Source organism: Enterobacter cloacae complex sp. IR5402 (assembly GCF_049238125.1).
Classification (GTDB): domain Bacteria; phylum Pseudomonadota; class Gammaproteobacteria; order Enterobacterales; family Enterobacteriaceae; genus Enterobacter; species Enterobacter hormaechei_C.
The window spans coordinates 33792-45833 of sequence record NZ_JBMKHO010000008.1; the positions used below are offsets into that span (position 1 = coordinate 33792).

The 12042-nt window shown below is 53.4% G+C and carries 13 protein-coding genes; 10 read left to right on the plus strand and 3 right to left on the minus strand.

Annotation, left to right across the window (positions count from 1 at the left end):
• The first annotated feature begins 122 nt into the window (after positions 1-122).
• Complete coding sequence (gene spy, locus ACOTXL_RS14660; RefSeq protein ID WP_015570753.1) at positions 123-617, plus strand: ATP-independent periplasmic protein-refolding chaperone Spy; 495 nt, start codon at positions 123-125, stop codon at positions 615-617.
• Between the two features lie 167 nt (positions 618-784).
• A complete protein-coding gene (gene ves, locus ACOTXL_RS14665; RefSeq protein WP_045350500.1) occupies positions 785-1342 on the plus strand; it encodes an environmental stress-induced protein Ves in 558 nt (185 codons plus the stop codon).
• Here ves and cho read toward each other — a convergent pair.
• Positions 1320-2198, minus strand: a complete 879-nt coding sequence (gene cho, locus ACOTXL_RS14670; protein WP_072139661.1) for an excinuclease Cho — start codon at positions 2196-2198, stop codon at positions 1320-1322. The two genes, ves and cho, sit on opposite strands and share 23 nt — an antisense overlap.
• Before the next feature lie 115 nt (positions 2199-2313).
• A complete protein-coding gene (nadE, locus tag ACOTXL_RS14675) occupies positions 2314-3141 on the minus strand; it encodes an ammonia-dependent NAD(+) synthetase (protein WP_003857837.1) in 828 nt (275 codons plus the stop codon).
• 231 nt (positions 3142-3372) lie between these two features.
• Between nadE and osmE the strand changes: the two genes are divergently transcribed.
• The 7 genes from osmE (at position 3373) to chbG (ending at position 9226) form a co-directional block, all read left to right on the plus strand.
• Positions 3373-3717 (plus strand): osmotically-inducible lipoprotein OsmE, encoded by a 345-nt coding sequence (gene osmE / locus ACOTXL_RS14680; RefSeq protein ID WP_003857836.1) that lies wholly within the window; start codon positions 3373-3375, stop codon positions 3715-3717.
• A 281-nt stretch (positions 3718-3998) separates the two neighbouring features.
• Positions 3999-4316, plus strand: coding sequence for a PTS N,N'-diacetylchitobiose transporter subunit IIB (gene chbB / locus ACOTXL_RS14685; RefSeq protein WP_015570750.1), 318 nt, complete (start codon positions 3999-4001; stop codon positions 4314-4316).
• Positions 4317-4396: 80 nt separating this feature from the next.
• Positions 4397-5755, plus strand: coding sequence for a PTS N,N'-diacetylchitobiose transporter subunit IIC (chbC, locus tag ACOTXL_RS14690; RefSeq protein ID WP_017384664.1), 1359 nt, complete (start codon positions 4397-4399; stop codon positions 5753-5755).
• A 48-nt stretch (positions 5756-5803) separates the two neighbouring features.
• Complete coding sequence (gene chbA, locus ACOTXL_RS14695) at positions 5804-6151, plus strand: PTS N,N'-diacetylchitobiose transporter subunit IIA (protein WP_003857835.1); 348 nt, start codon at positions 5804-5806, stop codon at positions 6149-6151.
• A 30-nt stretch (positions 6152-6181) separates the two neighbouring features.
• The gene (gene chbR / locus ACOTXL_RS14700) at positions 6182-7000 is read left to right on the plus strand and encodes a transcriptional regulator ChbR (RefSeq protein WP_017384663.1); all 819 of its coding nucleotides are present in this window, start codon (positions 6182-6184) and stop codon (positions 6998-7000) included.
• 109 nt (positions 7001-7109) lie between these two features.
• Positions 7110-8465 carry a 6-phospho-beta-glucosidase gene (locus ACOTXL_RS14705; RefSeq protein ID WP_022650894.1) on the plus strand — a complete coding sequence of 452 codons (1356 nt, stop codon included), beginning with the start codon at positions 7110-7112 and terminating at the stop codon, positions 8463-8465.
• 11 nt (positions 8466-8476) lie between these two features.
• Positions 8477-9226: a chitin disaccharide deacetylase gene (gene chbG, locus ACOTXL_RS14710; protein ID WP_023324492.1), complete on the plus strand. Its 750-nt coding sequence runs from the start codon at positions 8477-8479 to the stop codon at positions 9224-9226.
• 109 nt (positions 9227-9335) lie between these two features.
• Here the strand turns inward: chbG and katE are convergent, their stop codons facing one another.
• Positions 9336-11585, minus strand: a complete 2250-nt coding sequence (katE, locus tag ACOTXL_RS14715) for a catalase HPII (RefSeq protein WP_045350501.1) — start codon at positions 11583-11585, stop codon at positions 9336-9338.
• Between the two features lie 188 nt (positions 11586-11773).
• On the opposite strand from katE, the gene cedA reads away from it, so the two are divergent.
• Positions 11774-12028, plus strand: a complete 255-nt coding sequence (cedA, locus tag ACOTXL_RS14720) for a cell division activator CedA (protein WP_072034775.1) — start codon at positions 11774-11776, stop codon at positions 12026-12028.
• The last annotated feature ends 14 nt before the right edge of the window (positions 12029-12042 follow it).

A 12042-nucleotide genomic window follows, 5' to 3' on the forward strand; every position in this document is an offset into this window, starting at 1 on the left:
AGTTGTTTTTTACACTTTCATTGTTTTACCGTTGCTCTGACTAATTGACGATAAACGCCGTAAAGTTAATCTCGTCAACACGGCATAGCGCCGAAGAATAACTGAAAGTAAGGAAAGACATTATGCGTAAATTAACTGCACTGTTTGTTGCCTCTACCCTGGCTCTGGGCGCTACCAGCATGGCGTTCGCCGCCGATACCGCGACCACTACCGCCGCGCCGACGGAAGGCAAAATGATGATGCATCATAAAGGCAAGCCGGGTATGCACCATGAGATGATGATGTTTAAAGATCTGAACCTCACCGATGCGCAGAAGCAGCAGATCCGCGACATCATGAAAAGCCAGCGTGACCAGATGAAACGTCCTCCGCTGGAAGAGCGCCGCGCAATGCATGACATCATTGCCAGCGACAGCTTCGATAAAGCAAAAGCGGAAGCGCAGATCGACAAAATGGCCGAGCAGCATAAAGCACGCATGCTGGCCCACATGGAAACCCAGAACAAGATTTACAACATTCTGACGCCGGAACAGAAAAAGCAATTTAATGCCAATTTTGAGAAGCGTCTGACAGAACGTGCAGCGCCGGAAGGTAAAATGCCTGCACCAACCGAATAATCGGTTCACTCTCTTAAGACCGCCGGGCTCCTGTCTACAAAAGCGAAAACGCTGTGGACAGGACCGGCGGTTTTTCTTTTATCCCATGCCTAAGGTCTGGCCTGACTGCTGCCGATAATACGTCTGTGAAAATGCCCTGGCGCACGGTGCGTCCTTCAGGAGTGGTCATGGAATTCTTTGATATCCGTAAAATGCCGGTCAGTCTCTGGCGTAATGGTGCGGGTGAGACGCGTGAGATTTGCTGTTTTCCTCCCGCGACGCGGGATTTTTTCTGGCGGGCCAGTATTGCCTCCATCGCCATTAACGGCGAATTCTCCGCGTTCCCGGGCGTTGACCGGGTGATTACGCTGCTGGAAGGCGGCGAGGTGACCCTGGATGCAGGCAGGGCGTTTTGTCATACCCTGAAGCATCACCAGCCTTACCGATTTGCGGGCGATCTGGCGGTGAAAGCCGTGCTCACAGAGGGGCAGATGTCGATGGACTTCAACATCATGACCCGACGGGATTGCTGCCAGGCAAAGGTGCGCGTTGCTACCCGAACGTTCACTACCTTCGCGTCACGCGGTGGGGTGGTCTTTGTCTTAAGTGGCGCCTGGCAACTGGGCGACAAATTACTGACCGCCGATCAGGGTGCCAGCTGGGAAGCGGGCAGTCATACCCTACGTTTACTGGAAACGAAGGGGTCGCTGCTGTTCAGTGAAATTACCTGGCTGCCGGGTCACTGAGGACGATGATCTCATATTTTCCGGTTAATAATGGCTTACAGAGAATTTTGTAACCATCCTGATCGAACCCGGCAGGGGTGCGCAGCAGGGCGGTAGCGTCATCCAGGCTTTCAACGGCGCCAAGCCAGAGCCAGTTGCGGATGATGTGATAATGCGTCATCGCATCGCGGGTTTCTTTCAGCGCCACCGCGCCTTCCCACGGCCAGCAGTTAACGCTGATAGAGGCCAGGCCCGCCATAAACCGGGCATGATGTTCTTCAACGCTCTCTTTTCCACAACACGCCCCGGCGCAGCGTTTCAGCGCGGAGCGGAAACAGGCGCGACCGCGGGTGGTGGCTTCCAGTCCTAACAGGCCGTAACAAAGCTGTAATTCATCAGCCAGGGATTGCAGGGTTTGCAGTGCGGCACGTTTGTTGGCAAACAGACCGTAAAGATTGGGTTCATGCGAAAAATCCACTTCCCGGGCATAAACAACCTGCGGTTTTCCTGCGTTAACCTGCAAGGAACACAGCTGGCGGTTGCGGCGCAGGCGTTTGTTAAACAGCGGCTGCTGTTCCTTGATGAGCCGGGCTTCGAGCAGAAGCGCGCCCAGTTCGCCTGCCGTCTCGATCCAGGTGATCCGCCGGGACTGCCTGAGCATCGATGCTTCATCCGGCGTACGCAGGTGCGACATCACCCGGCTGCGGATATTCACGCTTTTGCCGATATAGAGCGGCATGGTATCGCTGTCGCCGTGGAAGAAATAGACGCCAGGCTGTTTAGGCAGAGCCTCAAGCCAAGGGCGAAGATGCTCGGGATATTCGTAGATAGCCGCCGCTTCAAACTCAAGACGCGGGGCGGATTGACGCCTGCTCACATACTGCTCCATATACTGTTCAGGCATACAGTGTAGCAGGTGTTCGGTGGTTAAAAAAGAGCCGGGTGGCGGTTACGCCTTACCCGGCCTGTAAAACTGAGTTACCGTTTTGCTTTTACTTTTTCCAGAAATCATCAAACACCGTAATCGGCGGACGGCGCTTGTGCTCGGTTTTCAGATACCAGCCTTCGATAATTTTGGCGGTACCTTCGTCGAGCGTTTTGCCTTCCAGATAATCATCAATGTTGTCATATGTGACGCCCAGCGCGGCTTCATCCGGCAGGGAAGGGCGATCGTCCTCCAGGTCCGCCGTTGGCGCCTTCTTATACAGGTGCTCCGGGCAGCCCAGCGCCGCCAGCAGCTGCTTGCCCTGACGCTTGTTCAGGCGGAAGAGGGGGTTGATATCCGTGCCGCCATCGCCGTATTTGGTGAAGAAGCCGGTGATGGCTTCCGCGGCGTGGTCGGTGCCGACGACGACCCCTTTGGTCATCCCTGCGATACTGTACTGCGCTTTCATGCGCTCACGGGCTTTCTCGTTGCCGCGAACAAAATCGCTCAGTTCAATACCGGCTTCACGCAAGGCCTGCTCGCTTGCCAGTACCGAACCTTTGATGTTTACGGTAAGAACACGGTCCGGCTGAATAAACGCGATCGCATCCTGACAGTCCTGCTCGTCAGCCTGCACGCCATACGGCAGACGTACGGCAATAAATTGCAGCGCGGTGTCACCGGTCTCGTCACGCAGCTCGGAGATGGCCATCTGGCTCAGCTTGCCGGCCAGAGTGGAATCCTGACCGCCGCTGATACCCAGCACCAGCGTCTTCAGGAAAGGGTGTGCAGACAGGTAAGCTTTCAAAAAATCAACGCTACGACGGATCTCTTCATTGGCATCAATCGCAGGTTTCGCGCCCAGCGCCTGAATAATTTCTTGTTGCAGAGCCATTACGCCCTCCCTATGCAGAACCAAACAGAAAGTGTGATCTGTTAAAACTAACCCTTTGTCGGGGAAACGACAAGGATCACAGTTTTGAGTGTACTGTTTTACAGCGATTTAGCAGCTTACCGTTGTTTTATTAGAATTTTCCGAAATTCGTCTGGCGTAACTCGCAAAGTTGAACAATAGTAATTTTTATCCCATGCTTAGTTAACACGCTGATAAACAAGAGGACGGAATATGAACAAGAACGTAGCAGGAATTTTAAGCGCAGCGGCGGTACTGACTATGCTGGCAGGGTGTACAGCTTACGATCGCACCAAAGATCAGTTCACACAGCCAGTGGTAAAAGACGTCAAAAAAGGCATGACGCGTTCCCAGGTTGCAGCCATTGCCGGTAAACCTTCTTCAGAAGTTACTATGATCCACGCGCGTGGTACCTGCCAGACCTATATTCTGGGTCAACGTGATGGTAAGGCAGAGACCTACTTTGTCGCCCTGGATGATACGGGTCACGTGATCAATTCTGGTTACCAGACCTGTGCCGAATACGACACCGACCCACAGGCACCTAAGGCACAGTAAGCCTGCTTGCCTGAGAGCGTTAACTAACCGGCCGGAAGGCCGGTTTTTTTATGCATACGTGAATCTTATTTCTTGGCGCGAATTATTTGCCTGAAATGTGAAGGTAGTCAACAAGCCAGGTCAATGAGAGACAATTTCAGTCTATCCAGAATTATCCCCTCCCTGTACCATTGCGTATACTCACTTCAACGATAAACAATGTTCAGCACACTGCCCGTCAGCCAGGATAGCGAGTCGAGTGATAGCGAGACGGCGGGTAGCCAAACAAGAGGGAAGTTATCATGGAAAAGAAACATATCTATCTGTTTTGCTCTGCGGGCATGTCCACTTCGCTGCTGGTTTCTAAAATGCGCGCGCAGGCCGAAAAATATGAAGTCCCTGTGGTGATTGAGGCGTTTCCGGAAACGCTGGCGGGCGAGAAGGGCCAGACAGCAGACGTTATTTTACTCGGGCCGCAAATCGCTTATATGCTGCCAGAAATTCAACGTCTGCTACCCAATAAGCCGGTCGAAGTGATCGATTCCGTTTTATACGGCAAGATTGATGGTTTAGGTGTATTAAAAGCTGCCGTTGCGGCGATTAAAAAAGCTGCTAATTAATTTTTTATTTTTCCCGTCAAAGAGTTATTTCACACACAATACGCCGTAACGATCGTTGCGGCCTTTAAGGGTATTTTCCTATGAGTAAAGTCATCGCTTCACTTGAAAAGGTACTCCTTCCTTTTGCTGTTAAAATAGGAAAGCAGCCTCATGTTAATGCCATTAAGAACGGCTTTATTAAATTAATGCCGTTGACATTAGCCGGGGCAATGTTCGTTTTAATTAACAACGTTTTTCTGAGCTTTGGAGAAGGTTCCTTTTTTTATTCATTAGGAATTAGGCTAGATGCTTCAACTATTGAAACCCTTAATGGTTTAAAAGCCATTGGCGGCAACGTATACAACGGTACGTTGGGTATTATGTCGCTAATGGCGCCTTTCTTTATTGGAATGGCGCTGGCGGAAGAGCGTAAAGTGGATCCGCTGGCGGCAGGCTTACTGTCCATTGCCGCGTTCATGACCGTCACACCGTACAGCGTGGGCGACGCTTATGCCGTTGGCGCCAACTGGCTGGGTGGGGCAAACATCATTTCCGGTATTATTATCGGGCTGGTGGTGGCCGAAATGTTCACCTTCATTATTCGCCGTAACTGGGTTATCCGCTTGCCGGATAGCGTTCCGGCCTCTGTTTCTCGTTCATTTTCCGCGTTGATTCCGGGCTTCATTATTCTCTCCATCATGGGGATTATTGCCTGGGCGCTCTCTCACTGGGGAACTAACTTCCACCAGATCATTATGGACTCTATCTCAACGCCGCTGGCGTCGATGGGTAGCGTGGTCGGTTGGGCGTATGTCATCTTTACCTCCCTGCTGTGGTTCTTCGGCGTGCATGGTTCACTGGCACTGGCGGCGCTGGACAGCGGTATTATGACCCCATGGGCACTGGAAAACGTCGCGCTTTACCAGCAGTACGGCTCCGTCGATGCGGCGCTGGCGGCCGGTAAAACCTTCCATGTGTGGGCGAAGCCGATGCTTGACTCCTATATCTTCCTGGGCGGTACCGGGGCGACGTTGGGTCTGATCATCGCGGTCTTTATTGTCTCTCGCCGCGCTGACCATCGTCAGGTTGCGAAGCTGGCCCTGCCGTCAGGCATCTTCCAGATTAACGAGCCGATCCTGTTTGGTCTGCCAATTATCATGAACCCGGTGATGTTCATTCCCTTCATCCTAGTTCAGCCGCTGCTGGCCGCGATTACGCTGACGGCGTACTACCTGGGCATTATCCCGCCGGTGACCAACATTGCGCCGTGGACGATGCCGGCTGGTCTGGGCGCGTTCTTCAACACCAATGGTAGCGTGGCCGCCTTCCTGCTGGCGATATTCAACCTCGGGATTGCAACCCTGCTCTACATGCCGTTCGTGGCGATTGCGAACAAGGCCGCAACGGTTATCGATGAAGAAGAGAGCGAAGAGGATATCGCCCTCGCACTGAAATTCTAAAATTGCACGGCGCGGGGCAACCCGCGCCAGCGGAAAGGAGCTTAAAAAATGTTAGATTTAGAGAGTATCGTTGCCGAAGAAACCGCAGAGAACGATCTGGAAGAGGTGGTGATGGGCCTCATCATCAACTCCGGGCAGGCACGCAGCCTGGCGTATGCGGCGCTTAAGCAGGCTAAGCAGGGCGACTTCGTTGCCGCGAAAACCATGATGGAGCAGTCCCGTACGGCGTTAAACGAAGCGCATCTGGTGCAGACGAAGCTTATCGAAAGCGACCAGGGCGAAGGGAAGATGAAAGTGAGTCTGGTGCTGGTACATGCGCAGGATCATCTGATGACCTCCATGCTGGCACGCGAGCTGGTAGCGGAGCTCATCGAGCTTCACGAGAAGATGCAATAAGTCAGGATGAAGTAGCAGGAGGTCAGCACGATGGAAATCAAAACCGCACATGAGCAGCAGCTGTTTAATGGCAAGAATTTTCACGTGGTGATTTACAACAAAACGGAGAGCGCCAGCGGTCTGCACCAGCATGACTACTACGAGTTCACGATTGTTCTGACCGGCCGCTACTATCAGGAGATCAACGGTAAGCGCGTCCTGCTTGAGCGTGGCGATTTCGTCTTCCTGCCGATGGGATCTTATCACCAGAGCTTTTATGAGTTTGGTGCGACGCGCATTCTGAACGTAGGCGTGAGCAGGCGTTTCTTCGAGAAGCATTATCTGCCGCTGGTGCCGTTCTGCTTTGTGGCGTCACAGGTGTATCGCGTTAAAAATGAGTTTATGACCTGGATTGAAACGGTTATCGCCTCGCTGAATTTCCGCGACAATGAATTTGATGAATTTATTGAAACCGTGACGTTCTACGTCATGAATCGCCTCCGCCATCACCGTGAAGAACAGCAGGTGGTGGATGATATTCCTCAGTGGCTGCGTAGTACCGTGGAGCTGATGCACGACAAAGGACAGTTCAGCGATAACGCCCTGGAGAATATGGTGGCGCTGTCGGGTAAATCGCAGGAATATTTGACGCGCGCCACGCAGCGTTATTACCGTAAAACGCCTGTGCAAATTATTAATGAAATCCGCATTAACTTTGCCAAAAAACAGCTGGAAATTACTAATTACTCTGTCACCGATATCGCTTACGAATCGGGTTACAGCAGTCCCAGTCTGTTTATTAAAACCTTTAAAAAATTGACTTCATTCACACCGAACAGTTACCGCAAAAATTTAACGGTAATTAATTAACTTTCGGCGGTTTATCCGCCAGGAACAGTGACGTAATGGCTTGCCCAAATAGCGGGAAGAGCACGCTATACCTTGCAGGCGATTAACCTGATACGCTAAGGGAGATATTATGCAACAGAAATTAAAAGTCGTAACCATTGGTGGCGGCAGCAGCTATACTCCGGAATTACTTGAAGGTTTCCTGAAACGGTATCATGAATTACCGGTCAGCGAATTATGGCTGGTGGATGTTGAAGAAGGTCAGGAGAAGCTGAATATTATTTTTGAACTGTGCAAACGCATGGTTGAAAAAGCGGGCGTGCCCTTAACCGTGCATAAAACGCTGGATCGTCGCCTGGCACTGAAAGATGCTGACTTCGTGACCACGCAGCTGCGCGTCGGCCAGCTGAAGGCGCGTGAGCTGGACGAGCGCATTCCGCTGAGCCATGGTTATCTGGGCCAGGAAACCAACGGGGCAGGTGGCCTGTTTAAAGGCCTGCGTACTATTCCGGTCATTTTTGACATCATTAAAGACGTGGAGGAGATCTGCCCGAACGCCTGGGTGATCAACTTTACCAACCCGGCCGGGATGGTCACCGAGGCAGTCTATCGCCATACCGGTTTCAAACGCTTTATCGGCGTCTGCAATATTCCGATTGGCATGAAGATGTTCATCCGCGATGTACTGGAACTGACCGAGCACGATGATCTGTCCATTGACCTGTTCGGCCTGAATCACATGGTCTTTATCAAAGATGTGATTGTGAACGGGCAATCGCGCTTTGCGGAACTGCTCGACGGCGTCGCCTCTGGTCGCCTGACTGCGGCCTCGGTGAAAAACATCTTCGATCTGCCGTTCAGCGAAGGGCTGATCCGCTCCCTGAATCTGCTGCCGTGCTCGTATCTGCTTTACTACTTCAAGCAGAAAGAGATGCTGGCCATTGAAATGGGCGAATACTACAAAGGTGGCGCACGCGCTCAGGTTGTGCAGAAAGTAGAGAAGCAGCTGTTTGATTTGTATAAAGATCCGAACCTGAACGTCAAACCGAAAGAGCTGGAGCAGCGCGGCGGGGCATACTATTCGGATGCGGCGTGTGAAGTGATTAACGCCATTTACAATGACAAGCAGGCCGAGCACTATGTGAACGTTCCCCATCACGGGCACATCGACAATATCCCGGCAGACTGGGCCGTTGAGATGACCTGCATCCTTGGACGCGAGGGTGCAAAACCGCATCCCCGCATTACCCACTTCGATGATAAGGTGATGGGGCTGATTCACACCATCAAAGGCTTTGAAGTGGCGGCGAGCAATGCTGCCCTGAGCGGCGAACTGAATGACGTACTGCTGGCGCTGAATCTCAGCCCGCTGGTGCATTCTGACCGTGACGCTGAAAAACTCGCGAGTGAGATGATCCTGGCGCATGAAAAATGGCTGCCAAACTTTGCTGCAACGGTTGAGAAACTGAAACTCACACACCGTTAAGAGGAGGCGCGATGGAAAACCTGCTGATCGTCAATGCCGATGATTTTGGCCTGTCAAAAGGGCAGAACTACGGCATTATTGAAGCCTGTCGCCGGGGCGTCGTGACCTCTACAACAGCGCTCATCAACGGTGAGGCGGTGGAACATGCGGCGCAGTTAAGCCGTGAGCTGCCCGAGCTGGGCGTGGGCATGCACTTTGTGCTGACGCTTGGGTTGCCCCTTTCACCGATGCCGGGTCTGACGCGCGAGGGACAACTGGGGAAATGGATTTGGGAAATGGCGGAGCAGGACGCTCTGCCGCTCGATGAGATTGCCCGCGAGCTGGAGTGCCAGTTTAACCGCTTTGTGGATATGTTTGGCCGCGAACCTACCCATATTGACAGCCATCATCATGTGCATATGATCCCGGCGATTTTCCCGCTTGTGGCAGAGTTTGCGCAACGTAAAGGCGTGGCGATGCGCGTGGATCGTGAGGTGCGCGGGTTGCCGGACGTCGCGGTGACGTCAACGGAGGGGTTCAGCAGCGCATTTTATGGCGACGAGATCGACGAAGCGCTGTTCCTGAAGGTGCTGGATGACTCCGCCGCAAAAGGGGAGCGCTCGCTTGAGGTAATGGCGCACCCGGCGTTTGTCGATGAGATAGTACGTAAGAGCGCCTACTGCTGGCCGCGTCTGGCAGAACTGGATGTGCTGACATCGGCGTCGTTAAAGTATGCGATTGCCGAGCGTGGGTATCGTCTGGGGACGTTCAGGGATCTTTGAGGCAAAGCCCGGTGGCGAGGTAAAAGCAAAACGGTAACCTTTTGGTTACCGTTTTTATTGTTTTCTCCCTCTCCCAGGGGAGAGGGCCGGGGTGAGGGCTTCAGGTTTTTTACGCCGGTATCTGGTCAATCTTACTGCTGCGCGACCACACGCGGTGCGCGGCGAGCAGGTCAAACAACCGGGTCATAAACGCATCATCGACGTTATCACCTTCGACAATGCCTTCTTCCCCTTGATCCGGTACCTTCAGCAGAGTTTTAAACTTCCGCGCATCGCCTGCCAGAGCGATTGGCTTCAGGTGCTTATAGGCTTCCAGCAGATAATAGGCGGCATCACCGTTACCGAGCAGGCTCTCAACGTCGCCGCACGGCATAATCACCGCATCAACCGTCAGCGACGGTGCTCCGGCGAAGGTCGCGGCAATCGGCAGGACGGAGCCATCATCGGCCGTCACTTCACCCATGCGAGAGTAAAGCAGTTTGGCATGTACGCCCTGGGTTTTGAGCGCCCGCATGATCCCCAGTACGTCGCTGGCGCGCGGTTTATCGTTCAGCAGAATAGCCACTACGCGGCCTTTAATTGACCCGCCAGGTACCGCGTACAGGCTCAGGGACGGATCCTTCTTCAGCCCGTTCACGTCTTTTGGCGGTGCGGCATGGCATTGCTCATCGGTGAGCGTGATGCCGAGATTATTCGCCACGCCCTGAGCAAGCTGGATATCAATATGCGCCAGATGGTCGACCACGCGCTCGCGAATGTAGGTACGCACCACTTTGCTCAGCTCAAAGCTGAAACCGCCGATAATGTGCTGCTGTTCAATCGGGGTCTGGCTGTTCCAGAACAGGCGAGGCTGAGCGTAATATTCGCCGAATGACGGGCTGCGCTCGCGAATTTTTGTTCCGTCCACGCGCTCCTGATACGACTCGAATCCGCCACGTTTTGGCCCCGGCGGGGTTTCACGCGGCCAGTTATCGTTAATGGAGTTTGGCTCGTAGTTCGCCGGGTTGGTATCGATATCCTGGCGATGCATCCCGTCACGCTGGAAGTTATGGTACGGGCAGGTCGGACGGTTGATAGGAATTTCGTGGAAGTTCGGTCCGCCGAGACGGCTGATCTGCGTATCGGTATAAGAGAACAGACGGCCCTGGAGCAGCGGATCGTTGGTGAAATCCAGCCCCGGCACAATATGGCCCGGGTGGAACGCAGCCTGCTCATTCTCCGCGAAGAAGTTATCCGGGTTGCGATTAAGCACCATTTTGCCCACCAGCTGAACCGGCACCAGCTCTTCGGGAATAAGCTTGGTCGGGTCGAGCAGGTCGAAGTCGAATTTGAATTCGTCCTCTTCCGGGATCAGCTGTAACCCCAGCTCGTATTCCGGGAAATCACCGGCTTCAATGGATTCCCACAGTTCGCGACGGTGGAAGTCCGGATCGCGCCCGGTCAGCTTCTGTGCTTCATCCCACACCAGGGACGCTTTCCCCGCGACCGGTTTCCAGTGGAAACGCACAAACGTCGCTTTACCTTCAGCGTTAATCAGACGGAAGGTATGAATACCAAAGCCTTCCATGGTGCGATAGCTGCGTGGGATCCCCCGGTCAGACATCGCCCACATCACGTTGTGAAGGGTTTCCGGTTGCAGGGAGACGTAGTCCCAGAAGGTGTCATGCGCACTTTGTCCCTGCGGTATGGCCCAGTGTGGCTCTGGTTTTACCGCATGGACAAAGTCAGGGAATTTATGCGCATCCTGAATGAAGAAAACCGGGGTGTTATTCCCGACGAGGTCGAAAATGCCCTCTTCGGTATAGAATTTGGTGGCGAAGCCGCGAATATCACGCACCGTGTCGGCCGAACCCGCGCCGCCCTGTACGGTAGAGAAGCGCACAAATACCAGTGTAATTTTGTTCGGATCGGAAAGGAAATCCGCCTTCGTGATCTCCTTCAGGCTCTTGTACGGCTGGAAATAGCCGTGCGCCGCAGAGCCGCGAGCGTGAACGATACGTTCAGGAATACGCTCATGGTCGAAATGGGTGATTTTTTCCCGCAGGATGAAATCTTCCAGCAGCGTCGGGCCGCGCGTTCCGGCGCGCAAGGAGTTCTGATCATCGGCGATGCGCACGCCCTGATTGGTGGTCAGCGCATAGCCTTCACCCCCTTTGCGGTGCGGGTCGAGAGATTTTAACTTTTCGTTGTCCGCATCGGGTGACTTCATGCTTCCCGGTGCAGTAGGTTGCTCGCCCGGCGCGGAGAGGCCCGGCGACGGTTTATGAGAGCCATCCGCAGGGGCGAGTGAGTCCATTCCCGGTTGAGATTCTTCGGTGCCATGAATAGGGGATTGATGGGGTTTATCATTGTTCGACATTGCACGATTCTCCTTTGTTCGTTCCTGAAAACCCTATTAAGGATAGAACAATGTGATGAATTAGCAGGCGAACTAAGCGTTTTCAGAGGAAGTGATTAGCGAAAGGAGCCATCTGCCACATGTCAGGCGCGACGGGTGGGGGGAGAATCGGCTATGATAGAAATTTCCTGCTTTAAGAATTTGCTTTAGTGAACCCGTCGCTTATGAAACCTTTTCGTCAACAAAACCGCCAGGTTATTAGCTATGTGCCCCGCGTTGAACCCGCGCCGCCTGACCATGCCCTGAAAGTGGATGGTTTTCGCGATGTCTGGATGTTACGGGGTAAATACGTTGCCTTCGTGCTGATTGGCGAGCACTTCCGTCGCTCCCCTGCGTTTACGGTGCCAGAATCGGCGCAGCGATGGGCTATGCAGACCCGCCAGGATGAAGAGGTTGAAGAATAACAGCCATAAAAAAA